Origin of the sequence: Pseudidiomarina planktonica, assembly GCF_900177775.1 — a bacterium.
Lineage (GTDB): Bacteria > Pseudomonadota > Gammaproteobacteria > Enterobacterales > Alteromonadaceae > Pseudidiomarina > Pseudidiomarina planktonica.
Genome location: NZ_FXWH01000003.1, coordinates 146,461 through 172,377, shown reverse-complemented (window position 1 = coordinate 172,377; position 25,917 = coordinate 146,461). Strand labels below are relative to the sequence as shown.

Annotated in this window: 24 protein-coding genes; 7 read left to right on the top strand and 17 right to left on the bottom strand. The window is 49.3% G+C overall.

All coding sequences use genetic code 11. The annotated features are described in order from the left end of the window. Window positions 1–6: 6 nt before the first annotated feature. The 10 genes from CCE91_RS10965 to CCE91_RS10920 all read right to left on the bottom strand — a co-directional run bounded on the left by CCE91_RS10965 (window position 7) and on the right by CCE91_RS10920 (window position 10,902). Complete coding sequence (locus tag CCE91_RS10965; protein WP_086435338.1) at window positions 7–615, bottom strand: energy transducer TonB; 609 nt, start codon at window positions 613–615, stop codon at window positions 7–9. A gap of 2 nt (window positions 616–617) precedes the next feature. Continuing rightward, on the bottom strand, window positions 618–1,025 hold the full coding sequence (locus CCE91_RS10960; RefSeq protein WP_086435337.1) for an ExbD/TolR family protein: 408 nt from the start codon (window positions 1,023–1,025) through the stop codon (window positions 618–620). Window positions 1,026–1,053: 28 nt separating this feature from the next. After that, window positions 1,054–1,581 (bottom strand): MotA/TolQ/ExbB proton channel family protein, encoded by a 528-nt coding sequence (locus CCE91_RS10955; RefSeq protein ID WP_086435336.1) that lies wholly within the window; start codon window positions 1,579–1,581, stop codon window positions 1,054–1,056. Between the two features lie 2 nt (window positions 1,582–1,583). Then, entirely contained in the window at window positions 1,584–2,942 is a 1,359-nt protein-coding gene (locus CCE91_RS10950; protein ID WP_086435335.1) for a MotA/TolQ/ExbB proton channel family protein, read from the bottom strand. 3 nt (window positions 2,943–2,945) lie between these two features. Further along, window positions 2,946–3,737 (bottom strand): DUF3450 domain-containing protein, encoded by a 792-nt coding sequence (locus tag CCE91_RS10945; protein WP_086435334.1) that lies wholly within the window; start codon window positions 3,735–3,737, stop codon window positions 2,946–2,948. A gap of 178 nt (window positions 3,738–3,915) precedes the next feature. After that, on the bottom strand, window positions 3,916–6,528 hold the full coding sequence (locus CCE91_RS10940; protein WP_086435333.1) for a TonB-dependent receptor domain-containing protein: 2,613 nt from the start codon (window positions 6,526–6,528) through the stop codon (window positions 3,916–3,918). Window positions 6,529–6,646: 118 nt separating this feature from the next. Next, a complete protein-coding gene (locus CCE91_RS10935) occupies window positions 6,647–8,137 on the bottom strand; it encodes a hypothetical protein (protein ID WP_086435332.1) in 1,491 nt (496 codons plus the stop codon). A 148-nt stretch (window positions 8,138–8,285) separates the two neighbouring features. Next, window positions 8,286–9,512: an organoarsenical effux MFS transporter ArsJ gene (arsJ, locus tag CCE91_RS10930; RefSeq protein WP_086435331.1), complete on the bottom strand. Its 1,227-nt coding sequence runs from the start codon at window positions 9,510–9,512 to the stop codon at window positions 8,286–8,288. After that, window positions 9,502–10,515 carry an ArsJ-associated glyceraldehyde-3-phosphate dehydrogenase gene (locus CCE91_RS10925; protein ID WP_086435330.1) on the bottom strand — a complete coding sequence of 338 codons (1,014 nt, stop codon included), beginning with the start codon at window positions 10,513–10,515 and terminating at the stop codon, window positions 9,502–9,504. The genes arsJ and CCE91_RS10925 overlap by 11 nt, the downstream gene beginning before the upstream one ends. A 45-nt stretch (window positions 10,516–10,560) precedes the next feature. Continuing rightward, complete coding sequence (locus CCE91_RS10920) at window positions 10,561–10,902, bottom strand: metalloregulator ArsR/SmtB family transcription factor (RefSeq protein ID WP_086435329.1); 342 nt, start codon at window positions 10,900–10,902, stop codon at window positions 10,561–10,563. Between the two features lie 151 nt (window positions 10,903–11,053). Between CCE91_RS10920 and CCE91_RS10915 the strand changes: the two genes are divergently transcribed. Both CCE91_RS10915 and rdgC read left to right on the top strand, forming a co-directional pair. Then, window positions 11,054–12,784, top strand: coding sequence for a sensor histidine kinase (locus CCE91_RS10915; protein WP_086435328.1), 1,731 nt, complete (start codon window positions 11,054–11,056; stop codon window positions 12,782–12,784). Between the two features lie 48 nt (window positions 12,785–12,832). Further along, window positions 12,833–13,726: a recombination-associated protein RdgC gene (rdgC, locus tag CCE91_RS10910; RefSeq protein WP_086435327.1), complete on the top strand. Its 894-nt coding sequence runs from the start codon at window positions 12,833–12,835 to the stop codon at window positions 13,724–13,726. A 12-nt stretch (window positions 13,727–13,738) separates the two neighbouring features. Here rdgC and CCE91_RS10905 read toward each other — a convergent pair whose 3' ends face one another. Further along, complete coding sequence (locus tag CCE91_RS10905; protein WP_086435326.1) at window positions 13,739–14,587, bottom strand: HDOD domain-containing protein; 849 nt, start codon at window positions 14,585–14,587, stop codon at window positions 13,739–13,741. 123 nt (window positions 14,588–14,710) lie between these two features. On the opposite strand from CCE91_RS10905, the gene CCE91_RS10900 reads away from it, so the two are divergent. After that, on the top strand, window positions 14,711–16,399 hold the full coding sequence (locus CCE91_RS10900) for a dipeptidyl-peptidase 3 family protein (RefSeq protein ID WP_198678030.1): 1,689 nt from the start codon (window positions 14,711–14,713) through the stop codon (window positions 16,397–16,399). Between the two features lie 14 nt (window positions 16,400–16,413). Here the strand turns inward: CCE91_RS10900 and CCE91_RS10895 are convergent, their stop codons facing one another. Beyond that, the gene (locus CCE91_RS10895; protein WP_086435325.1) at window positions 16,414–17,187 is read right to left on the bottom strand and encodes a tRNA1(Val) (adenine(37)-N6)-methyltransferase; all 774 of its coding nucleotides are present in this window, start codon (window positions 17,185–17,187) and stop codon (window positions 16,414–16,416) included. Between the two features lie 57 nt (window positions 17,188–17,244). Here CCE91_RS10895 and srmB point away from each other — a divergent pair, with 57 nt between their 5' ends. After that, window positions 17,245–18,477, top strand: coding sequence for an ATP-dependent RNA helicase SrmB (gene srmB / locus CCE91_RS10890; protein WP_086435324.1), 1,233 nt, complete (start codon window positions 17,245–17,247; stop codon window positions 18,475–18,477). Window positions 18,478–18,490: 13 nt separating this feature from the next. On the opposite strand, the gene CCE91_RS10885 is transcribed toward srmB, so the two are convergent. From CCE91_RS10885 to pomA, 4 genes are all read right to left on the bottom strand, one after another. Beyond that, window positions 18,491–18,847: a VanZ family protein gene (locus CCE91_RS10885; RefSeq protein WP_086435323.1), complete on the bottom strand. Its 357-nt coding sequence runs from the start codon at window positions 18,845–18,847 to the stop codon at window positions 18,491–18,493. Then, entirely contained in the window at window positions 18,844–20,319 is a 1,476-nt protein-coding gene (gene thiI, locus CCE91_RS10880) for a tRNA uracil 4-sulfurtransferase ThiI (protein ID WP_086435322.1), read from the bottom strand. The genes CCE91_RS10885 and thiI overlap by 4 nt, the downstream gene beginning before the upstream one ends. Before the next feature lie 102 nt (window positions 20,320–20,421). After that, window positions 20,422–21,375 carry a flagellar motor protein MotB gene (locus CCE91_RS10875; protein WP_086435321.1) on the bottom strand — a complete coding sequence of 318 codons (954 nt, stop codon included), beginning with the start codon at window positions 21,373–21,375 and terminating at the stop codon, window positions 20,422–20,424. 32 nt (window positions 21,376–21,407) lie between these two features. Beyond that, window positions 21,408–22,169, bottom strand: a complete 762-nt coding sequence (gene pomA, locus CCE91_RS10870; protein WP_086435320.1) for a flagellar motor protein PomA — start codon at window positions 22,167–22,169, stop codon at window positions 21,408–21,410. 226 nt (window positions 22,170–22,395) lie between these two features. On the opposite strand from pomA, the gene xseB reads away from it, so the two are divergent. The 3 genes from xseB to dxs are packed head-to-tail and all read left to right on the top strand — an operon-like array spanning window position 22,396 to window position 25,421. Next, window positions 22,396–22,647: an exodeoxyribonuclease VII small subunit gene (gene xseB / locus CCE91_RS10865; RefSeq protein ID WP_086435319.1), complete on the top strand. Its 252-nt coding sequence runs from the start codon at window positions 22,396–22,398 to the stop codon at window positions 22,645–22,647. A 1-nt stretch (window position 22,648) separates the two neighbouring features. Continuing rightward, on the top strand, window positions 22,649–23,536 hold the full coding sequence (ispA, locus tag CCE91_RS10860; protein ID WP_086435318.1) for a (2E,6E)-farnesyl diphosphate synthase: 888 nt from the start codon (window positions 22,649–22,651) through the stop codon (window positions 23,534–23,536). A 4-nt stretch (window positions 23,537–23,540) separates the two neighbouring features. Next, window positions 23,541–25,421 carry a 1-deoxy-D-xylulose-5-phosphate synthase gene (gene dxs / locus CCE91_RS10855; protein ID WP_086435317.1) on the top strand — a complete coding sequence of 627 codons (1,881 nt, stop codon included), beginning with the start codon at window positions 23,541–23,543 and terminating at the stop codon, window positions 25,419–25,421. Window positions 25,422–25,437: 16 nt separating this feature from the next. Here the strand turns inward: dxs and CCE91_RS10850 are convergent, their stop codons facing one another. Next, the gene (locus CCE91_RS10850) at window positions 25,438–25,914 is read right to left on the bottom strand and encodes a phosphatidylglycerophosphatase A family protein (protein ID WP_086435316.1); all 477 of its coding nucleotides are present in this window, start codon (window positions 25,912–25,914) and stop codon (window positions 25,438–25,440) included. Between the last annotated feature and the right edge of the window lie 3 nt (window positions 25,915–25,917).

Here is a 25,917-nt window from a genome sequence, read left to right as displayed (position 1 = left end):
AATGTGTTACCCGTCTATTTCAAAAGTGATTCGATTTTGCACGCCTTCCACTTCTACAGCGTCGCCATCAATAACTCGCGGTTTGTACTTAAACTTCAGCACTGCATCCATGGCCGCCTGATCAAAAATATTCGCTGGCTCTGCTTCCACTACCCGCGGATCTCTCACTGTTCCTTGCCGGGTAACGGTAAACTGCACCACCACATAACCTTCAATGCCGCGCTGTAGTGCGCGTCGCGGATAGCTTGCCTGAACTTTCACTATGGGTAAGTACTCACCATCGCTGGCGTCCAGCGCCATACCACCGCTAAGTCCGGAGTCACTTTGCACATTGGCTGAAAAATCATAACCGCCGTCACTATCAACCACTTCGGAAGTATCCATTTGCTGCTGTGGAGCTTCAGGCGGTGGTTGTTCCGGCTCCGGCGGACGCTCCGGCTTACGTTCTTTTTCCTGCACCGATTCGTCTTGCTTTACCCGAACGAAGTCCAGCACGCTACCGCGCGCCGGTTCGCTCATCGCGCCTTCACCACCGCTGATAAGTGACTGCATCAGATAAAATAATCCGAGCGTTACTACCACAGCTGTTATCAGAGCACCCAGTAACCTCAACATAATCACTCTTCTTGTGCGGCAATTGAAACATCAAAGACACCAGCCGAACGGGCCGCGTCCATAACCTTGATCAGGGTTTCAGTTGTGGCTAACTTGTCAGCCTGAATAACCACCGAACCTTGCGGATTCTCGGCATACAAACGTTCAATATTGGCTTGTACTGCGCGAGCGTCTACCTGGCGTTTATTAATCCAGATTTCACCCGTTGCACTAATAGCCACCAGAATGTTTGCGCGGTCTTTTTGCACGGCAGTAGCTGCGTCCGGACGGTTCACATCAATACCCGCTTCCTTCACGAAGCTAGCAGTAACAATGAAGAAAATCAGCATGATAAAGACCACATCCAGCATCGGGGTCATGTCTATCTGACTTTCTTCTTCGTCCATTAAATTGGCAAAATGTTGTTTCATATCAGTTCCAACTCCAATCGGTAAGCGGTTAGTGTTCCAGCAACAAGTGGTCTTTCAGCTTGCGCCGCTCACGGCGTGCCGTGCGCTGTAGCCAGGTTGCCGCGAACACTCCCGAGAGTGCACCGACCATGCCTGCCATGGTTGGGATAGTAGCTTTCGAAACACCGGCGGCCATAGACCGCGCGTTACCTGTTCCAGCCACTGCCATTACATCGAATACTTCGATCATACCGGTCACAGTTCCCATCAAGCCCAGTAGTGGACATAACGCCACTAACGCCTGAATAATCGGGATATTGCCACCTAACCCCAAAGACACCCGGGAAATCATGGCCTGACGAATTTGCTCTGCGTTCCAGGAGCTTTTATCGCTGCGCGAATTCCAGTCCCGCACCGCTTGTTTCATTTGCTGGCGGTGGCCTTTGAGGTAGTAAAAAATACGCTCGAGTATCATCAACCACATCACGAAAATTAAGATACCTATAACCACCAGTACCTGGCCGCCGGTCTCGATAAAATCCTGTATTGCGTTTAGAAACTCAGCTACAAATAACACGGTTACTGACCCCGCTCAGAGCGCTCTGCGATTACGCCAGAGGCTTGTTCCTGCAGCACGTGCACCACATTCTTGCTACGCGTGTTTAGGGTGGCGAACAGCAGTGTCATTGGAATAGCAACAACCAGACCCAGCACCGTGGTTACCAAGGCTTGCGAAATACCGCCGGCCATTAATTTCGGGTCACCAGTACCAAACAGGGTTATCGCCTGGAAGGTGTTAATCATACCGGTTACCGTACCTAACAGACCCATCAGCGGTGCCACTACTGAAATGATCTTGATAAAGGTCAGGTTGCGGGTCAGCTTAGGTATTTCCTGTAAAATCGCTTCGCTAAGTTTCAGCTCAAGGGTTTCAGTGTCGGCTTGTGGAAACTTATCGCGAACCGTCATTACCCGACCCAGCGGGTTATCCGTGCTCGGCTCAGACTTTTTCAACTGACGCGAAACTTTGTTGCCAACTAAGGTCAGTGAGACAAAGCGCTCTAATGCCAGCAATAAGCCCACCGCGCCTAACGCTAGAATAATGTAACCAACAGTGCCGCCCTGATGAATACGCTCCATTAAGCCAGGTGCCTGAACCAACAGCCCCAGAATAGAACCACCAGTTGGATCCAGTCCGAAAGCCACTACCTGATCACTGCTGGTTTGCAGTTCTTCAGCAGTATCCATGTAACGACCTGCCGGTTGGCGAACCAATTCAGCAACGTTGTCGGTACCGGGAATCAATTCCAGATATTTACCATTTGAAACCAGGTTAAAAGCACCTACTCGCACAACTTCCTGAGTTTGCTTTTCACCGCTGGCCTGAGTTACTTCAGTTTCAAAGCGAGCCAGCTTGCCGGTTTCAGTCATTTCTTGCTGCAAGGTAAACCAAACTTGCTCAATTTCTTCAATCGAAGCTAACTTCGAAGTTGAGCCCATTTTCTGCGCCAGCGCGTCTAATTGCTCACTGCGACCCGGAAACTGTGCGGAAGTCAGTGAATTCTGCAAATTACCTGAGGTGTCACCAGCAACCTGCTGCAACACACCGAAGAGTTCGCGTAGCGAGCCCATGCGTTGCGTTAGTGCGTCAGTTAACCCAGTTAACTCCATTTCATTTTGTTCAAACTGAGTTTCCAGGCGGTCGCTCAAGGCTTCCAAACGTTCACGCTCAGCAATGGCCTCACGCAAAATGCGTTCCTGTTCTTGCGAGCGCGCCGCAAACTCAGCTTCACGCTCTTGGTTTTGCTGGCTTTGTGCAAACTGCCCTTGTTGCAATTGATTCAGCAATTCGTCCAGGTTCACCGGCTCTTGTGCTGCGCTGGTAAAACTGGTTGCTATGGCAACACTCGCGGCAACTAAAATAGTCAGAAATTTCATTGCTTATTCTCCTGCAGCACGAGTAGCTGAAACTATGCTGTCGGTAAACAGCGGTAACATAAGTAAGTCTGGAGCCAGTTGCTTACGAGCAATACGCAGCGCTTCAGTCACGCTGTTGCGGTAGCTGTCGCTCAGCGGCTGCCAGGCTCCGGCGTTCTGATTCCACACCCCTAAACTGGCACCATCACGGGTTTTGTAAACCAGGGCAACCCGGCCAATACGCAGGAAGTCAACGTCCTGTACTTGCCCTTCAACATCCATTTCACCGGTATAAGCTTCAATTGTGCGGCCGTACTCAGCTTCAATTTGGTAGGCTTCCATTACCCGACGGAATTTCTCAGACACATCGACATCAGCCCGGTCCATCAAGTCTTGCAAGGTTGCAACGCGCTCTTCCCGCTCTTCTGGTAGAAACGGCACGTCCAGTTCAACAAAGGCATCTAAACCATCAATCATGCGCAGCATTAATGGGGTGATTTGGCGTTCAACCACACTCACTTCATCAATAGAGCTGCTGAGCTCAGATTTTTCAGTGTTTTGGTTCTGAATTTGTTTTTCTAACTGGCGGGTATAAACCCGTAAGCCGTCAATTTGCTTATTGATTTGTTTGTATTGCTGCATGCGCTCCTGCATGTTGTCAGCAATGCTATCAATAGTTAGCTGGGATTTTTTTGCGGTCTGGTTAATGGCATCAGCAACATCAACCACAGGTTCAAGTGATTCACTTTGTGCCTGTGCCGGCAAACCAAAGCTGGCTGCCAACAAAATTGCACTACCAAGAAAAAAGAGCTTCATATGAAATACCCTATTTGTTGCAACAATATTGCGGAAAAATTGCGGCGAAGAATTTATAGGGGGCACTTTAGTGAATTTTCATGACAGCTTAGTGACGTAAAGATGTCATTTTTGTTGCACGCAATAAAAACGGGAGCCGAAGCTCCCGTTGTAAGGGTTTACCCAGAATAACTAAACCTTAGAAGGAGTAGCTGTATTCCAAAGTAATGTTGGTACCTACTGTTTGCGATTGAATGGTTTGACCGTTTTGCTCGATCTCAATGTCTTCGCCCAGTAAGTTCTGCAGCTTAAGTTTCACGTTAGAGTTGAAGTCAGGGTACCAGGTGTACACTGCATCCAAGCTGTGGAACGGCTGCTCGTAAGCATCATCAATACCCTGGCCACCAAACACTGAACCAGCGAAGGCGATACGCTCACCAAACACGTTGTAAACCAACGAGCCACTGTGTTCACCGTTTACCGAGTCATAGCCTAACTGCAAGTTAACCACATACTCAGAGTGACCTGTCATACGGCGCTTGTTATTGGTTAACTCCACACTACCGGTATTTGAAATGGTAATCTCAGAATCCGACAGGGTCAGGTTACCCGTTGTGAATAAGCCGCTGGTAACGAAGCTCAAGTCTTTTAAGAACTCAAATTCCACACCATAAACTTCACCAGCATCACCGTTTAAGAAGGTAATAACCCGATCCGAATCCGTGGCTTTCGCTTCCACTGACTCAATTGGCTTATCTAAATCCTTATAGAATGCAGCCACTGATAAGTTATCGCCTGATGGCATATACCATTCCCAACGCACGTCAAAATTTTGCACGTCAGAACTTGCCAGGTTCGGGTTACCACGAACTTTGTCGCTGGTTAACGGATCGATGAAGATAACTTCAGTAATTTCACGCAAGTCCGGACGCACCGTGGTGCTGCCGTAACCAAAACGTAACTGCATGTCATCGTTCAGGAAGTACGTAAATGCCAGCGAGTTAAACCAGTCGTCTTCCGTGCGCGAGGTATTGGCAATATCACCGATAATAGTACTTTCAGCCAAATCAATTTGCGCTGATACCTGACTGTACTGCTCCCACCGCGCACCGGCATTTAAACGCCACTTGTCGGTAGAGTAGTCAAACATACCGTAACCCGCTTCAATTTGCTGGGCGGCCAGATAGTTTGGATCGGTCAGTGTTGGTGCACCAAAAACCTGCAGGTTGTTGTCCGGGTTATTCACACTGTCCGGACCAAACAAATCGCTGAACTCAACGTTAGTTAACTGATCGAAAGGAGTACCTTCGGTGCTGAAACCAAATCGACGGCCATAAGACTGACGACCTTTTTTCATCACTTCGCCACCACCGGTTAACACCAGCTCATCACCACCGAAATAAAGCGGAAGCTCTACATCAGCGCCGTAGCTTTGTACTTCATCTTCCAGATTCTGGAATTCTAAAATGGCGGCGTTACGTGAACGCTGGTAGTTCAGGTTTTCTGCTTGCTCACCCAAATCAGCATCAGCGCCCTGGCGAGTAAATACGTTGCCTGGCGCATCACGGCGTGCGGTAGATTCAGTATATTGCCAATCCACGGCAATATTCATGTACTCAGGGAACATGTGTGAACCGCTAATTTGGTTCGAGAACAATTCACGTTCTTCGTAACGAATATCGGTATCGAAGAAAGCTAAGTCCTGTTCGCCAATGGTATCGATTGATTCAGTAATACCCTGCTCGATACGATCCTGTGTGTCGCGCAAGAATAAGGTGGTGGTTTCCAACTTATGGTTATTACCGTACTCAAGACCTAAGCTGAACATACCGCTTAGCTCAACCGAATGCGTGGTAATTTGTGATTCGCTCTGGAACTGGTTCACCAAACTGTCGCCGGCGAAACCTAGTACCCGACGCTGCTCGTCAGAGTTGTCAGTACTGCGGTCGTAATCAACGCCAGCTAAAAAGCCAACGGCCCAGTCACTACCAAACTCATAACGGTCACCATAACTTACCGAGGCCTTCACTTCCGGCGCAATGCTGTCGGAATAAACATCGTAATCGGTGTTTAAGGAATTCATCAGGTCGCGGTTAACTAACCGAGCTTCATCCTGGCTAATTCCTTCGTAATCTGCGATGTCATTGAAGTTCACTGAACCATAAGTTGCCAGCGCGTCTAAAAAGTTCTGCGGCAATGCACGAACGTCATCGCTGCCAGTCCAGTCATTACCACCGTCGTAAGTCAGGCCGTCAGACGAATTTTCAGTATTCCAGCCAGTACCTAGCTGAATATTGAATACTTCTTCAGCAGGAATAGAGGTAGTACGAATATCAACGTTACCACCGCCGAAGTGAGCCGGCATGTCGGCTGAATAAGACTTTTGTACGGATAAGCTTTCAATGATGCTGGACGGGAACATGTCCAGTGGAATGACGTTACGGGTAGGATCCGGTGAAGGCACCTGGGCACCATTCAACTGGGTGCTTGAATAACGCTCACCCAAACCGCGAATATAAATAAACTTACCGTCAACCAGGGTTAAGCCGGTAACCCGTCGTAAGGCTGAAGCAGCGTCGCTGTCACCGGTACGAGAAATCTGCTCTGAACCCAGAATATCAGCAACGAAAGCCTGGGCTTTACGTTCTTCAACTACTGCGGCGGCAGAACCTTGCAACCGGGTTGCCGTGGTTACTACTTCTTCAATTGACTCATCGGCGGCTTGCTCTTGAGCCAACGCCAGTTGGCTGGAGAGTGCCAGCGCAATGGCCAATCCCAATTTACTCTTGCTCATAAAAGGCGTTCTGTTCATGTGGAATGCTCCATAGATGAGGACAAAGCCGGGCACGTGTTAACTTGCTACGTGCAACTGATAAAAAGGCGCTAATGAGCGCCTTTTTGCACGTCCCTGTGCGACTCGCTCTTGATTCTTAGTTGTTCAAATCAAACGCCCAGCCAGCTGTCCAGTCGTCGTCTGCAGATATGGCACCGACGAAATCTACATCATCAAAGAACGGGTTTACTGTGCTTAAGTCAGCTTTTGCAGTGACTGCAACTTCAGCACCAGCTGCATCAAGAATTGGTGATGCAGTGTACAAGCCATTCTCCAACACAGTGGCCGCGTCAGTCAGTGCAACGTTGTTCGCGCCGCCTTCAAACCAATCTTGCGCAGTTTGGTCTGCAAAGTTTTCAGCACAAGCCACTACAGAGCTTTCGATAACCATGTTGCCATCAGCAATGTGATCAGAAGTTTCTGCGTCGTCTAACTCTAGACACTCGCCCATTAATTCAGGACCAGTAATAACGAAGTTATACAGTTCCGCCTGAGTACCGCGACGTAACAATACGCCTTCAGAATCACGGTCAGTGGTGCTGTAGTTAGAACCAACAATAGTCATGTTAGCGATTTGCGGAGAAGTGAAAGGCTCAGCCAGGAAGTTACCTGAGTTGTTGTCACCTTCAATACCACGGTTTGCTAAAGATTCGTTGTGACGAACGTAGATGTACTGACCTGCGCCTGACCAACCGTCAGCCCAATCCAGTGAATCATCGCCGTTACCTGTTAGTACTGCGTGTTTAAAATTAACTGCGCCGCCAAAGAACTCGATGCCGTCATCCACGTTGTTGTGAACCTGAATGTGGTCAACCTGAGTCGCATCGCCGATTGCGTAGAAAGTAATACCGTTTAATTCGTTACCAACGGCAACTTCGAAACCTGCGTACTTAACAACTACGTGGCTTAATACGCCAGAGTCATCGCTGTTGTCACTGCCGCCGTACAAGCCAGCGCCGCCTTCAGCTTCCAGGCTACAGTTCTCTAAGTCAGCCTGATCACATTTGTTTGAAATACCACGACCAAGCAAAATCACACCGCCCCATAAACCACGGTCAGTGTCTTTGTTTACGTCGCCAGTTAAGTCTTCGTCAGCAGTGAAGGTAATTGGTGCATTTGCTTCACCTTCAGCAATAATTTTTGAACCACGTGCGATTTGCACAAAGCCGTCAGCATCCTGGAACGCTAAAGTAGCGCCAGCATCAATAGTCAGAGTTGGACCGTTGGCAGGAATGTTGGCCGGATCGTTTTCCAAACCGTCACCAATGTACAAACCGTTCGGGAAAATGTGCGCGCCATCGTTTGGCAAATCAACGATGCGGATGTCAGTACGGATTGGGTTGTTTGGAGTTGAGAAGTTTGAGCTGTATACACAGTTGTCGCCTTCAACAGAGCCACGAACTGTAACGCCATCATCGGTATAACTTGCACAGTTATTGTCAGTGCTACCGCCGCCACCTGGGTTAGTAACTGAGTTGTCAGTTGAGTTATCGACAGAAGTTGGGGTTAGGTTGATGTCACCACCACAACCAGCCAGCATCAGGGAAGCAGTCAGCGCGCTTAATGCAAAAAGTTTATTCGCTTTCATTGTTATCTCCGTTGGAATTGCGTCAATTTGTAAATTAAGACGATGTGCAATCTACGGAGTTTTTGTGACAAGGCCGTTACATGAAAGTGACGGCTTGGTGAATGCTTTGTGACGTTATCGTGAATGCCTTGTGTTTAGGTCGCTACAGTCAAACGTCAGGTTCTGGTGCGCGCGCGGTTACCGGCAAAGCGAGGGCAAATAAGGCCGCCAATGAAATAAATACGGCTGCAACCAACAAACAAGGTAGCAATCCATAGGCTTGATAAACCCAACCCGAGAGTATGGTACCTATAAGCCTGCCCATGGCATTGGCCATGTAATAAAAGCCCACATCTAAGGATACCCCGTCGCGGCCAGCGTAGCTGACGATTAAATAGCTGTGCAGCGAGGAGTTTACCGCAAATAGTGCGCCAAATATCAGTAATCCAATAACCAGCACTTGCTCAGCCGGCCACTGCAGCCACAGGCCAAGCGCCATTAATAAGGTCACGCTAAGTAACGGCAAGGCCCAGCCAAACGCGCTGCGGCCATCAGGTACTTGTCCACTGCTGGCGCCGGTTAGTTTCGGCGCTATGGTTTGCACCACCCCATAGCCAATGACCCAGACGGCCATGAAGGTACTTACCCCAATTGGATTCCAGCCCAACTGACTGGAAAAATACACCGGAATTGCCACCACAAACCAAACATCGCGTGCGCCGAATAAGAACATGCGAGCACCCGACAGCCAATTCACAGCTGAGCTTTTGGAAAAAATATCCCGGAACTTAGGTTTGCCTTTGGCCTTACCCAAATCCGCTTTCAGGAATATCAGACTGATTATCCACACCGCGGCAAGCGCAACCGCCATAGCCAGCACTGCGCCCTGAAACCCTAACCAGGCCAACAGCGCACCACCAACAAAGAAACCAACGCCTTTTAGCGTGTTTTTCGAGCCGGTTAAGAACGCGACCCATTTGTATAAAGTTGCCTGAGCGTCGTCGGCTACCAATAACTTAATGGCGCTTTTCGCGCTCATTTTATTGAGATCTTTGGCAATACCAGACAATGCCTGGGCGGCCATCACCCAAATAACGCTAAGCATGGTCGAGGGCACCAACAACATACTCAGCGCCACCACTTGCAACGCCAGGCCAATATTCATGGTGCGATTCAAGCCCACCCGGGCGCCCAGCCAACCACCCACCAGATTCGTGACTACGCCAAAAAACTCGTAGAACAAAAACAGCATGGCAATTTGCAGCGGGCTATAACCCAACTGGTGGAAGTGCAAAACCACCAGCATGCGCAGCGCACCGTCAGTAAGAGTAAAAGCCCAGTAATTGCCGGTAACAATTAAATACTGGCGAATTTCAGCCGAAAGCTTAGCCAGCATTGAGTCCGGTACCTACTTTAATAACCAGCTCGGCGGTACGGTTGGCGTAACCCCATTCGTTGTCATACCAGGCATAAATTTTCACCTGAGTGCCATTCACCACCATAGTGGACAGTGCATCAATAATGCTCGAACGTGGGTCAGTTTTGTAATCAATAGACACTAACGGACGGGTCTCGTAACCCATAATACCCTGTAGTTCGTTTTCTGATGCTTCTTTGAGGAAACCATTCACCTCTTCCACGGTGGTTTCGCGGGCAACTTCAAACACCACGTCGGTAAGCGAGGCATTAGCCAGTGGCACCCGCACCGCATGGCCATTCAGCTTGCCCTTTAAGTCCGGAAATATATGCGTAATAGCCGTTGCCGAACCAGTGCTGGTTGGAATTAAGCTTTCCCCGCAGGCACGCGCTCGGCGTAAGTCTTTGTGCGGCGCATCCAGAATAGTCTGGGTATTGGTAATAGAGTGAATAGTGGTCATAGAGCCGTGCTTAATACCCAGCTTTTCATGAATCACTTTTACCACCGGAGCCAAACAATTGGTGGTGCAGGAAGCCGCTGTAATAATGTCGTATTTGTCGCCACTATAAAGATGGTCATTTACCCCCAGCACACACTCCAGCACACCTTCTTCTTTTACTGGCGCAGTAACTACTACTTTTTTAACGCCTTGCTGCAGGTACTTTTTCAGCAATTCCTGAGTTTTCATTTTGCCGGACGCTTCAATCACAATGTCGCAGCCAGACCAGTCAGTTTCATCAATGGTTTTATTCTGCGTCACTTCAACTTGCTGACCATTTACGCGAAAGCCGGTTTCATTAGCTTCGGCCTGTTGCTGCCAGCGGCCATGCACCGAATCAAAATTCAACAAGTGCGCCAGGGTTTCCGGTTTCCCGGCCGGGTCATTCACCTGCACTAATTCTACTTCGCTGTGCGCGGCCAGAATGCGGAATGTCAGCCGCCCCATACGGCCAAAACCGTTCACACCTACTTTAATAGTCATTGCGCTTACCTCTTTTGAGTTCTTTATAGGTTCAGTATAGAACCTTTAACAACAGACGATTCGTTCAGGTCGCCCGGTCATTGCATTCAGTGAATGGAGTGAGCTATTCAGTTCAGTTCTGTTGGCACTTAAAGTTTGCAGCAAAATATCGTGCTGCCATTGGGGTAGCTTGGCATTCAGTTGATAAAACACCCACTGACCCTGGCGGCGATCGGTCAGCAATTGGCACTTTCTAAGTTGCGCCAGGTGCCGCGATATTTTTGGCTGGCTCTCACCAATAGCGGCAATGAGCTCGCATACACAGAGCTCTTCTTCCTGCATAATCAACAGCAGACACTTAAGTCTGGTGGTGTCGGTCAGGCATTTGAAAAATTGAGTAGCTGTCATGGAAACGAGTTAGCTCCGGCTTATATTCGGAATTTCATATATATGGTAATTCATATATCTTGAAATGCAACACGGCTGCCGCTCACGAACTGTTTGCGAATTCACAAAACCTGTATTACCGTAGCGAAAAGCATGCAAGGGATACGCGCACATGGCAACGTCGAGTATTTCTCGTTCCCTGCTTACCAGTGTTCTGTCAGTTTATTTTATCCTGACGTTTATCGTAACCTGCGTACAGATAGTGGGCGAGTACTTCGACACCAAACGGGTGTTAGTAGAAGAACTACAAAACCAGCAGTTAACCTTTAACGGTTCACTGACTCGTTCGCTGTGGGAATTCAACACCGGCCAGATTGAAGCCATTGCCGAAGGTTTGATTGGTATTCCGGCTATTTCCGGGGTAGTCATTCGCTCCGATGCAGGCGAAGTATTAATCCAGCTTGGCGAAGGTGCCGACTTATCCATGCTGCCCGATGAAGCTAGTGAAGGCACAGTATTACCAGAAAAGAATGGTATTTTTGGCTACTTCTCATCGCTGGTCTTTGAATTTTCCGGACATTCTACTCAGGTTGGTGACGTTACCCTGTTCACCACCCGCGATATTGCCATCGATCGCATTAAAGTCAGCCTGTACTTTATTATTGGTAACGCCATTATAAAAAGTACCTTCCTGCTGCTGTTATTCACGCTCGCATTCAGCCGCATGCTAAACCGTCCGTTACTTGATTTAACTGATCAAATCCGTAATTTCCGGCTGGACGATTTGGAACATTCACGCTTACACCTGACCGACCAACGCAATGAAGAATTCGTCATGGTGGAGCAGGCATACAATCAGCTATTGGATAACCTGGAAGAGTATCAGGAAGACTTAGATAAAACGCAGCAACAATTAGTAAAAGCCAACCGCAAGTTGGATGAACAAAACGCTATTTTAGAGCAGGAAGTAGCGCGCAAAACATCCAGCTTAAGCCAGGCCATGCTGGACTTAGAACAACGTAAGAACGAGCTGGAAATGCGCCAGGACAAATTGTCGAAAGAAATTAGCCAGCGCCGCACCATTGAAACTAATCTGTTGAAAACCAATAGCCGTCTTGAGCAATCACTAGATACTCTGCAACAAGCGCAAGACCAACTTATTGAGTCGGAAAAACTAGCCTCGCTGGGCGGGTTAGTGGCAGGTATTACGCACGACGTGAACACCCCTATTGGCATTGGCGTTACCGCAACCTCTTTCTTGCAAGAGCGCTTAAATCAGCTGGAACAATCGCTGGAGAAGAAGAACCTGACACAAAGCCAGTTGCAGCAGTTTATTGCCGAAAGTAATGAAAGCCTGACGTTATTAGACAACAATCTGAAGCGGGCCTCCGAGCTGATTGGCAGCTTTAAGCAGGTGGCCGTGGATCAAACTTCAGAGGCTACCCGCGAAATTAACTTGCGGGAATACCTCACTGAGGTGATTCAGTCTTTGCATCCGAAGCTGAAAAAAACCGACCACAAGATTGAGCTGGACTGCCCGTCGACCATGAATATTCGTTGCCCGGCCGGTGCTTTATCGCAAATATTCACCAATCTGATTATGAACTCGCTTATTCACGGTTTTGAGAATATTTCCGGCGGCCAAATTGAAATTCATGCCGAGCGCCAGGGTAACAACCTGCACTTCCGTTACAGTGACAACGGTAAAGGCCTAACCGAAGAACAAATGGAGAAGTTATTTGACCCCTTCTTCACTACCAAACGTCATTTAGGCGGTAGCGGTTTAGGCACCCACATTGTCTGGAATTTAATTACGCAAAGTCTTAAAGGCCGTATTTCCGCCACTAGCGAACCGGGTAAAGGTTTGCAATATGAGTTCTTTATCCCTGTCACTTTTCTGTGACAACGGGTAACATAAAGCGCTATTTAGCAGTCTGTGTGGAATTAATTTATGTGGTTTCGAAATCTTCGTTTTTACACCTTTTCTGATCGTTTTGAACTTCCTGAAAACTTCGAACAATTACTTGCTGAGCACCCATTTCATGCATGCAGCCGGCAAGAGCTTGCGAGTTATGGTTGGTATTCCCCGTTTGGTGGCGACCATGAAGTGCTAACCCACCGGGTGGGTAACAACGTTCTGCTGTGCGCCCGTAAAGAAGAGAAAGTGCTGCCAGCAAGTGCCGTGAATGCGCAGTTAGAAGACAAAGTAGCGACCATTAGTGCCGCTGAAGGGCGCCCGGTAAATCGCAAAGAGAAGCAAACGCTGAAAGAAGATTTAATTCACGGCATGCTGCCACAGGCATTTAGTAAGTACCAACTAACCTGGGGCTACATTTCACTTGATCAACAGATGATTGCCATTGACGCCAGCAGCGCGAATCGCGCTGAAGAAATGCTGGCCTTATTGCGTGGTTCGCTGTCATCACTGCCAGTGAAGCCGTTGTTAAGTGAGCAGCCAGCCGAAGTAATTCTAACTCAATGGTTAAAAGAACAAGCTCTGCCTGAGGACTTTGCCTTTGGCGACGAAGCTGAGTTGCGCGACCCGGCCGCCGATGGCGCTATTCTGCGCTGCCGTCAGCAAGAGTTAACCACACCGGAAATGCTCGGGCATTTGGAACATGACAAACAAGTGACTAAGCTTGGCTTAGAATGGCAGGAACGCTTAACTTTCGTATTGGAAAGTGATCTGGCGCTAAAACGACTGAAGCTTACTGATGTAGCAGAAAATGACCGCGACGACTTGGTTGACCCAACCCCGGAGCAACGCATTGATAGCGATTTTGCCTTATTAAGTAGTGAAGTAAATGCGCTGTTTCCAGCATTACAAAAAGCTTTTAATAACTAAACTCTGCGGCAATTACATTAATACGGCCAGCACTTCCTGATAACGTGTTTGGATAGCTGGCCAATTCCATAATTCATCGCTTTCCAATAATCCTACCTGCTGATATTCGGCCAAAGTCATCACCTTGGTTGGCACGCAGTGGCCTGTTAGCAACGCGGCCGCATGAACAACGTCGCCATAGCCAATCTGTTCAGCATGCTGCAAACGTTCTGTACAACCTTGTGACCACAAAACCGGAACCGGAATCAGCACCGTACTAAACTGCCAATGCTTCAATACTTCAGTACCAATGCGAGCCTGCAAATGGGCAATGGTAGGTGCAATGAACGTTGGATTGGCAAAGCTGTCTGCGTGTTCGTCTACCACACTCAGAATTGGTAGCGCGCCAATTGGCGCTATTAAGCCGGCTAATAGCGCAATATCCGGATGCATACGTTTACCAACTTTACGCTCCATTAATTGTTCTACCAGCACCACACTGGCAGCAGCCAGCTCCCGGCTGCGTTGCCAGGTTTCATCTAGATAGCCACGCACAATGGAATTTTTCGCGATATACAGTTGCTCAATAGCCAGCGCCAACGCTAGATTACGGATGCGCCGCAAGCCAATGCGCGTGAGTGCCTGCATTAAGGTTTCGGTTTTGCTGCGACCACCTAAGTAAGCACTATTGGCTAACCCAATTAAACGCGCCGTTAAGGCCGGATCGTGCTGAATAATGGTTACTAAGTCCTGCAAATTGCAATTCGGATCGCTAGTTACCTGACGCACCTGTTCGGCGGTAGTGGGTAACCCCGGCAGTTGCAGCGAGTCTTCTTCGAGCTTGTCCGATACAATTAAGTACAAGGCTTTTTCAGCTGACATCTTGCGTTCCTGTTCACTAATACTGAGTCTTGGTTATATAACAAAAGTATCGCTCATGCTTGCAGCAGGCCACTACAAGCATTAGATTAACTAAGTTTCTCATAAAATTGTTAAAGGCGCGTTATGAATTTTCCGAAATCAACGATTCTGTTATCTATCTTTGCTGTCACTTCACTATCACTGACCGGTTGCGGCGATCCCGATAGCGGTGAAGCCAGTTTAACCGATACCGAAAACCAAACTACTTCCTATCAACTGGCTGATAATGCCCGCCAGCGATTAGACATTTACACGCCAGTAGAACTTAGCGCAGGTCTTGATCATTTGTCTCAGCAGCAGCAACAAATGATTAGCTTACTGATTGATGCCTCAGAAATTATGGACCGCCTGTTCTGGCGACAAGCTTATACCGGTGATAAGTCCGTATTACTGGACGCTGTTGAAGACCCGCAGATACGTCGTTTTATTGAAATAAACTACGGCCCCTGGGACCGTCTGAATAACAATAAGCCGTTTCTAACCGGCTTTACCGACAAGCCTGCAGGCGCCAATTATTATCCAACGGATATGAGCAAGTCCGAATTTGAAGCCGCTGAGTTTGACGGAAAAACCAGCTTATACACCATGGTGCGCCGAGATGAGCAGGGCCAGTTATTTAGCGTGCCCTACAGCCTGTACTTTGCTCCTGAGCTGGCGGTAGCCGCTAAGTTACTGCGCGATGCCGCAGCACTGGCCGAGAGTGAAGCTTTCGCAACCTATTTGAATATGCGTGCTGATGCCTTTGAAAGTAACAGCTACCAGGCCTCAGACATGGCCTGGATGGACATGACGGACAACGAAATAGACGTTGTTATTGGCCCCATTGAAACCTATGAAGACCAACTTTATGGCTATCGCGCCGGGTTTGAATCTTACGTGCTGATTAAAGACATGGCCTGGAGCGAAAAACTGGATAAATATTCTCAGTATTTACCCATGCTGCAGGAAGAACTGCCAGTGGCCGAGGCCTACAAAGCCGAACGCCCGGGTTCGGGTGCTCAGCTCAACGCTTACGATGTGGTTTACTACGCTGGCCACTCGAACGCCGGCAGCAAAACCATCGCCATTAATTTGCCTAACGACGAACAGGTGCAACTGGAAAAAGGCACCCGCCGCTTGCAACTTAAAAACGCCATGCGCGCCAAGTTTGATCAAATTCTGCTGCCAATTAGTGAGCAACTGATTGTGCCCGAACAGCGCCAGCATATTACCTTTGATGCCTTTTTTGCCAACACCATGTTCCATGAAGTGGCGCACGGCTTAGGTATTAAAAATCTGGTAAATGGTGAAGGCACAGTACGTGAAGCACTGAAAGAGCATGCCTCGGCACTGGAAGAAGGCAAGGCCGATATTCTGGGTTTGTATATGGTTACCCAGTTGCTTGAGATAGGTGCTATCGAAGAAGGCCAACTGGCCGATTACTACACCACCTTCCTGGCCGGTATTTTCCGTTCCGTACGCTTTGGTGCTGCCAGCGCCCATGGTAAAGCCAACATGATTCGATTCAACTACTTTGCCGAAGCGGGTGCTTTCCAGCGTAATGACCAGGGTCAGTACAGTGTAGATATGACCCGCATGCGTGCCGCCATGAATAGTTTGTCAGAGAAAATACTGACCTTGCAGGGTGACGGTGATTACGAAGGCGTAACCGAATTATTCGACACTATGGGTAACGTTAGCCCAACGCTGCAAGCTGATTTAGATAAGCTTACCCAAGCTGATATTCCGGTTGATATTGTGTTTGAGCAAGGTAAAGAACAACTGGGGCTGTAACTACCCATAACGAATTACCAATTCGTGCCCAAATAGAAATCACGGGTTAGCGTTTTAAAGGCGCTGGTGTAATTTGCACCAGCGCTTTTTTTGATTCCATTGGCAGCGATTTCACCGGTCGCAATAGTCAGTTCCTCGTAACTACTGGTTAGTTGCTCTTGAGTGAATACAAACTCACACAGAATCAGCTTGGCCGCAGCGTTTGGCACTGGCTTTACCCGGCATAAGCGCTGTAGGGCAAACCCGTTTGCATCCATCAAGCCTACGAGTTGCTGTTGGCAGTTCGCCGGTAACACCAAAGCAAATAATGCATTCGGAGCTGCCAGCTGAGCTGCACAGGCGGCTAGATCGGCCAGCGCCAAACTGCCCTGATGTCGCGCCAGTTCCCGCTGGCTATTGGAACTGGGCAAAGCTCCGGAAAAATAAGGTGGGTTGCTAATCAGCACATCATAACTGCCAGGCGCCGACCACTTTGGCCAATTCAGTAGGTTATCGTTAATAATGGCAATTCGTTCAGACCAGACTGACGCCTGGGCGTTCTCTTGTGCCTGCGCGGCGGCAGCGGCATCTAACTCAACTGCGTCAATACTTGCAGGAGCCTCTGCTGAGGCGCTTCGCTGCGCCAGCATCAGTGCCAATACCCCACAGCCACTACCTATATCGAGCACTCGCTTCGCCCGCTGCAGCGGGCCAGCATTCACCCAGGCACCCAGTAACAGACTATCAGTGCCAACTTTCATCGCACACTGGTCATCTTTCAGGTAAAATTGTTTGCATTGAAAGCCCATGACAGTTGTTTCCTCGGCATGTTTATGGCGCACCGCTCTATCTTACAGGAAAACAGCATGACACCGGACTGGGATACCCTGGAACTTGATGACACTTTAATTGAAGTGTTGCACCAACAAAATCTGAATAAGCCTGCCAAGGTTCAGGAAATAGTAATTCCGCTAGCTTTGGAAGGCCGTGACTTACTAGTAAATAGCCCTACCGGAACCGGTAAAACTCTGGCGTTTTTATTGCCAGCGTTACAGCATTTGCTGGATTATCCACGCCGCGATCCAGGCTCTGCCCGGGTTATGGTACTAGCACCAACGCGTGAGCTGGCACAACAAATTGCCGAACAGGCGCAGACCTTTACACCGGCTACCGGTATTAGCACTGTGCTGATTACCGGCGGCATTAACTACGGTACTCAGCACGACATGCTGGCGGCGTCGCACGATATTCTGGTAGCCACGCCTGGCCGTTTAATTGATCTGCTTAACGCTGAGCAATATGAGCTCGACAACATTGAATGGCTGGTTATTGACGAAGCCGATCGCATGCTCGATATGGGCTTTGCCAGTAGCGTGAAGCAAATTGCCACGGCTGCTCATGCCTTGCGCCAAAAGATTCTGCTGTCAGCAACCTTAGACAGCACTGGCGTTACCCGCTTTGCTGACGAACTGCTGCACGAGCCAGAGCACATTACGGTAGACCCGTCGAAGCGTGAGCGCGGTAAAATTCTGCAACGTATGTATCAGGCCGATACCACCACCCACAAGCTACAACTGCTGGTGCGGGTGCTGATTGATAATCCGGGTCGCCGCGTGGTGTTCGTGCGTACGCGTGAGCGAGTGGCTGAGCTATCTGGCAAGCTGGAAAGTCAGGGTATAAAAACATTAACCCTGCGTGGTGACATGCCGCAGTCGGATCGCCAGAAAATTATTGCCCGCATGGAAAAATTCAGCGACAGCGTATTGATTGCCACCGACGTAGCCGCGCGCGGATTGGATATTGATGATATTGCACTGGTAGTGAACTACGACCTGCCTAAGCAGGCTGACGTTTACCTGCACCGGATTGGGCGTACTGCCCGGGCCGGAAAATCAGGCGTGGCTGTGGCACTAGTGGAAGCCCACGATGCGCAATTATTAGGGCGTATTGAGCGCTACCAGAAAGAGAAATTAGAACGTCGCGTATACGACGACTTACGTCCGCAATACAAATTCCCGGACACGCGTAAGTCGAAAGCGAAGAAGAAAAAGAAGAAGGCAGCCACTAAAGCAAAAGGCGTTGGCAAACGTAAAAGCTAAGTCTGCCCAGGTGCTAGCGGCGCTTATGCAGTTGGCGCCGCTGACGCCAATTTTGGTACACCCAGTGCACCAGATAATAACTCACCACTCCGGCGGCATCGGCCACTAAATCCATAACTTCGGCGCTGCGGTATGGCGTTAAGCTTTGCGCTATTTCAATCGCAACGCCATATAAGGTCAGCACCAAAATTCCCGCCCATAAGGGTATGGGGAACGCTCGATGAAAAGTGAACGCCAGAACGAAGAACGCACCAAAATGTACGAGCTTGTCGAAGTGCGGAACCGTTGAGCCACTTACCGGGCCGAACCGCCACAAAAACAACACCGAGAGCGTAACCAGTACTACTGCGAATAAAACTCTGGCCGTCATTCGGCTCTCCTTGTATCCCTTGTGTAAACGGCAACGTTCTGATGCCCGAGTTCCTGTAAGTATAGCGCCTGAATTTTACTCATCACGCCCTTGTCACAATACAGTAGATACTGCTTCTGTGGATCAAGTTCCGTGAATTTTTGCGCGAGTCGGAAAAATGGAATATGTAGCACCGGTACATCCAGCTCCAGCGGTTGCCGTTCCTGCTCATCAACGCTTCGAATATCAATAACGGTAGCCCCTGCGCCCACCTCAGCAGTGGTGGTTACTTCAGCAACCTGAGCAGCGGTTTCTTCGGCAATAGTTTTCATATCCAGAATGCGACACGACCGGACTACCTGCTCCAGTAAGTCAGGATTAAGCTTAGCTTCTTCTTCGTGAATTTTTTCAGGAACCGCTTTCACCGTAGGTTTGTTTGAAATAACGCCACAGTACTCAGGCATACTTTTGGCAATGTCTTCGGTACCTATTTGCCGGGAAATATTAATAATGTCCTGCTTATCCATGGTAATAAGCGGCCGCAACACCAAGCGTTCGGTCGCCTGGTCAATTACCTGCAAGTTACTCAGGGTTTGGCTGGAAACCTGCCCCATGGCTTCACCGGTAACTAGTGCGCTGGCACCCAGATAAGCGGCAACGTGATCGGCAGCGCGCAGCATTTGGCGCTTTAGAATCACGCCCATTTGACCGTTATCAACGTTCGTCAAAATATCTTCTACTACCGGGGCGAAATCAATGCTCACGAACTTCAACGGATGCGAACGGCTGTATTGCTGCCATAAATAATATGCGGTTTGGCGCACGCCTGTTTCATGCTGGGCGCCACCTAAATTGAAGAAACAAAAATGCGTACGGGCGCCGCGGCGAATCAACTGGTAACTAGCCACACTGGAGTCATAACCACCGGAGAGCAGGCTCACTACGGTTTCCTGAGTTGGTATCGGGAACCCGCCTAAACCAGGTTGCTTATGCCCGAATACGCGCACTGTAGGCCCGTCTACTTCAATCCGAACTTCCTGCTGCGGCTGATTCAGTTTTACCCGCGCGCTTGGCACCTGCTGCAAAATACCTGCACCCAAAAAACGCTCTAAGTCACTGGAGCGGAACTCGTGCGTACCTTTGCGTTTTACCCGAACCGCAAAACTTAAGCCAGCCAACTGGTGCTGCCATTCCTCAAGTACTGCTGACAAAATGGAATCAAAATCAGTCAGGGGTTGTTCAATGGATTCGCTAAACCAGGCGATGCCCGGAATACGTTGCAGTTCATCTACAACTTGATCATGCAAAGTTTGCGAGCGCAAACCCTCGGCAAAAGTAACCTCAATGCGATCCCACAACCAGCGTACTTTAGGAGTTTCAGGCAAATCACGCAGTAATAGCTTCAGGTTATTCACCAGAACTTTGCCATGCCGCTTGCGCACAGATTTACTTTTAATGGTAATTTCCGCGTGTAAGCGAATAATGAATTTCATAACTGCGGGGTTTCCTGCGCCGACCAAGCCACGAACCGGGGTACCAGTTAATGGCTCTAAAAAAGGCGCGTATTATACTCAGTTGGCAGCAACAGTGCCAGTTTAGTCGCCCGTATCAGTGGCCTGATCGGTTGCCTGAATTGGCTGCGACTCTTTTGCCTTACCTTGCATGATAGCAATTTCAACGCGGCGGTTACGCTCGCGATTTTCACTGGAGTTGTTTGGCGCTAAAGGTTTGGTATCGGCATAGCCGGTTACCATCATGCGATCTTCCACAAACCCTTCTACCTGCTGCATTTCTTCCGCAACAGCAACCGCCCGGCGGCTGGATAAATCCCAGTTTGAGCTGTACATTTCCGACGGCTCCCACTGATTATCGGTATGTCCGGACACGGTTATTTCACCCGGAATATTTTTCAGAACCTCAGCTACCTGCTGTATTATCGGGCGGAACTGCGGCTGTAAAAATGCTGAGCCGGAAGGAAATGAGCCTTTTTCTTTCACCCGAATCAGTATTTGTTGACCGAGCTGCTCTAACTCAAGCGCACCATCTTCAACCTGATCCTGCAGTTGTTCGCGAATCCGCTTCATTAGCTCGGAAATATCTTCCTGCTGTTCAGCCGACGAGCTGCTTTCGGTCTCTTCCATCACGTCGTCTTCTTCACTGCTACTGGCAGCACCACCACGCTCACTCATGGGTCCGCCGGCGAAGTCTGACTCACCGTCCTGGAACTCCAGCATTTGCTGGGTCATATCCATGGTTTGCTGTTGAATAGTTTCAATTGGGGTAGGATCGGGTTTACCAGGGCGGAACTCCTGCGCAATAACGCTGGTACCTTTGGGAATATCTTTTACTTCTATTTTGTTCTGCACACCCAGCGCAAATTTCATCGAGCCGGCAATCTGCTTAAATTTAAGTACATCCATTTCTGAAAACGACAGCAGCAACACGAAGAAACACATGAGCAGTGTCATCAGGTCGGCAAACGTCATTACCCAAGCCGGGAGGCCCGGGGGTGGACATTTGCACTTTTCCTGTTGTTCGTTTGCAGCCATAGTGATGCTCTAGTTAAATAGGATCGGGTAGCTTAAGCCGCTTCCGGCTCAATACGCTTAGATTCAGACAGGTAGTTACGCAGAATACCTTCAATAACCCGAGGGTTCTGGCCGTCCTGAATACCTAAAATAGCGTCCAGAATAAGCATCCGGTTCAGCTTTTCCTGTTCAGCACGTAAGCTCAGCTTATTCGCGATAGGGATACAAAATACGTTGGCAATGAACGCACCATACAAGGTTGTTAACAGAGCAACCGCCATTGCGGGACCAATGGCTTTGGGATCATCCATGTTGGACAACATAGCTACCAGACCAATCAAGGTACCCATCATACCCATAGCCGGAGCCACATCGCCCATGACTTTAAATAACCGGGCGCCTTCTTCGTGACGTTCGGTAGTCATCGTAATATCTTTCTGTAGGGTTTGGCGCACAACATCAGCATCGTGACCATCTACCAGCATATCTATGCCTTTACGGAAAAAGCTGTTACTGATTTCAGCTTCTTCTAACGCAAGAAATCCGCCTTTACGAGCGGCATCGGCCATTTCTACTGCTTTATCAATCAATTCTTGCGGCTGTTCAATGCGGAACATAAAGGCTTTTACAGCAACTTTGCCCGCGCCCAGAAATTGGGCCAGAGTGAAATTTGAGAGGGTAACGAATAACGTACCACCGAACACGATAAACACAGATCGCACATCGATAAACAAGCCCAGATCGCCGCCAAGGATCATCGCGATCACCAGCGCCGCGACAGCTCCTATTATTCCTACCAGCGTTGCTATATCCACGAAACTCTCCTCTAATGGCCACCATCTGGGTAGCTAGGTCGCAAAACTGTACCCTGACTATTCTCAACGATCACTGTGTGACTGACAAGCCCGACAGAAATTTAAGCTTGAATCGTTAGTCAGTTCATCGGCATTAATGCGATAATCTTTACTCGGATCGCAATCAATTTGACCCTTTTGCGCAATCAGAGTAATTTGTGCGCCATCAAAACAAGCAGGTATATGTATGAGCAAGCAAGCTGCAACTGAACTCTCCTTCGAGCAAGCCATGCAGGAACTGGAAACCATTGTAAAGCAGTTGGAACAAGGTGAACTGCCGCTGGAACAGTCGCTGGAGAAATTTGAACAGGCCGTGCGCCTGTCACGCCTGAGCCAACAGAAGCTGCAACAGGCTGAGCAAAAAGTGAGTGTATTGCTGCAACAAAATGGTACCGCTGAGTTAGCCGACTTCGACGCCCCTGCGGCAAGCGAGGACTAACATGGCGCTGGCGCAGTTGTTAAGCCCGTATCAGCAACGTGTTGACCAATGTCTGCGTGAAGCGCTGGTACGCTGGCCGTCAGCTGATCATGAATTACAGCAGGCCATGGAATACGCGCTGTTATTGGGTGGTAAGCGCGTTCGACCAGTGCTTACCTATTTAACCGGTGAAGCCTGTGGCGCAGGTTCTGCAGCGCTTGATTCAGCGGCAACCGCAATCGAGTGCATCCATGCGTACTCGTTGGTGCATGATGACTTGCCCGCCATGGATGACGACGCCCTGCGCCGCGGTAAACCGACAGTTCACATAGCCTTTAACGAAGCTACCGCCATACTGGCCGGCGATGCCATGCAAACCCTGGCGTTTCAGATTTTAACTGAGCCACTAGCCGAACTGGCTGCCCCGCGGCAATTACAGTTGGTTGCAGCACTCGCACAGGCCAGCGGCGCAGCAGGTATGTGCGGGGGCCAAGCTCTAGATTTGGCCGCCACCGGTAAACAACAAACTGAAACTGAACTGGCCACTATGCATCGCTTAAAAACTGGCGCGCTAATTCAGGCGGCTATAACCATGGGTGTGCTCTGCGGCAGCGATGAAGCGCAGCAGTATCAAACTGATTTTGCCGAGTTTGGTGCACATTTGGGTTTAGCGTTTCAAGTGCAGGACGACGTGCTGGACGTTGTTGGCGATACCCAAGTGCTTGGTAAACCTCAGGGTTCAGACAGCGCCGCCGAAAAATCGACCTATGTGCAACTACTAGGTCTGGACGGCGCCCGAATGCAAATGCAACATTTACACGACAAAGCACTTCAAGCACTGGCCCGAATCCCTTACAATACCGATAAGTTATCCAAACTAGCCAACATTCTGTTGACTCGAGATCATTAATACCATGACGTCAAAGAATACGCAGGCAACTCAGTATCCGTTGCTTAGTAAAATCGACTCCCCGGCAGACTTACGCAAATTAAGTGCACGACAGTTGCAGCAAGTTTGTGACGAAGTTCGGGAATTTCTGCTGACCTCGGTAAGCCGTAGCAGCGGGCATTTGGCGTCTGGGCTTGGCACCGTCGAGCTTACTGTTGCCCTGCACTATATTTTTCAAACTCCGGTTGATCAGTTGGTGTGGGATGTTGGCCATCAGGCCTATCCGCATAAAATTCTAACCGGACGCAAAGACCAGTTGCATAGTATTCGGCAAAAAGATGGTTTGCATCCGTTCCCATGGCGCGAAGAAAGTAACTACGACACCTTATCTGTTGGCCATTCCAGCACCTCTATTAGTGCCGCATTAGGTATGGCTATTGCCGCCGAACGCGAAGGCCGTTCCGAGAAAGTGGTGGCAGTAATTGGTGATGGCGCTATTACCGCGGGCATGGCGTTCGAAGCACTGAATCATGCCGGTGACATTAAACCCAACATGCTGGTGATACTGAACGACAACGACATGTCGATTTCGGAAAATGTTGGCGCGCTGAATAATCACTTCGCCCGGTTAATGTCCGGCAAAATGTATACCTCGCTGCGCGAAGGCAGCAAAAAGTTATTGCGCGGTATGCCAAGTATTCATCAACTAGCCAGCCGTGCCGAAGAGCACGTAAAAGGTATGGTTGCACCGGGTACTATTTTTGAAGAACTTGGCTTTAACTATATTGGCCCTATTGATGGGCACGATATTGACGTATTAGTGGATACGCTGCGCAACATGCGCGATTTGAAAGGCCCGCAACTGCTGCACATAGCTACCCGCAAGGGTAAGGGTTATGAGCCGGCCGAGAAAGACCCCATTGGCTATCACGGTGTGCCTAAATTTGACCCGCTGCAAAGCCAGTTACCCGATAAACCGCCATCGTCAACACAGTCTTATTCCGCTGTATTTGGTGATTGGTTGTGTGACATGGCCAGCGTCGACAACAAGCTAATGGCGGTAACACCTGCCATGCGCGAAGGTTCAGGTATGGTTGAATTTTCGCAGCGCTATCCGAAACAATACTTTGACGTAGCTATTGCCGAGCAACACGCGGTAACCTTTGCCGCAGGTTTGGCTATAGGCGGGCACCGTCCGGTGGTGGCGATTTACTCTACTTTCCTGCAGCGTGCATACGATCAGCTTATTCACGATGTGGCATTACAAAACCTGCCGGTACTGTTTGCCATTGACCGCGCCGGAATTGTGGGCGCCGACGGCCCGACTCACCAGGGTGCTTTTGATCTTAGCTACCTGCGCTGCATACCTAATCTGGTAGTCATGACACCAAGTGACGAGAACGAGTGCCGGAACATGCTGTATACCGGCTATCAGCACAACGGCCCGGCGGCAGTACGTTATCCGCGCGGCAACGGCGTTGGTTGCGGTTTCGATAAAGAAATGCAGACTCTGGCTATTGGTAAAGGACGTATTTTGCAAGACGGCAAAGCAAGCAAGTTAGCCATTTTGAACTTCGGTACTTTGTTACCAACAGCTCAGGCCGCTGCTGAGGCGTTAAATGCCACGCTGGTAGACATGCGCTTTGTGAAGCCTCTGGACACTGAATTATTGGATTCGTTAGCCAAACAGCACACGCATTTCGTCACTATTGAAGAGAATGTCATTGCCGGTGGCGCCGGTAGTGCCGTGAGCGAGTACTTACATCAGCAACAAGCTGACACTAAGTTATTACAGCTTGGCCTACCCGACAGCTTTATTAAACATGGTTCGCAAACAGAAGTAAGGGAAGAGTTAGGTTTAGACGATGCCGGCGTGCTGAGCCGCATTCAGAGCTGGCTAAAATAACATACCGGTGGCGTTATCAGGCCACCAACCAATAACCTGCGTGAATCAGCACGCAGGCCGCAATACCGGCCAACACATCATCGGCCATAATACCAAGCCCACCATGCAGCTTTTTATCACACCAGCCAATGGGCCCGGGCTTTAAAATATCAAACAAACGAAACAACACGAACGCCAACGTCAAATTGAGTAAGGTTGGTGGTAATAGCGTCATGGCAATGGCATAACCGGCAATCTCATCCCACACAATCGCCGGATGATCATGCTCGCCCATAGCTGTAGCGCTATAAGCGCAAATCCAAATGCCAACCACAGTAGCAACCGCGGTTACTGCCACATAAATTCCTACCGACAATTGCGCCAACAACCACACCAACGGAATCGCGACTAAGGTTCCCATAGTGCCGGGAGCCTTAGGGCTTAATCCACTGCCGAAGCCAAGCGCCAGCAGATGAACGGGATTTAGTAAGGATAGCTGTTGTGCTTTGTTCATACT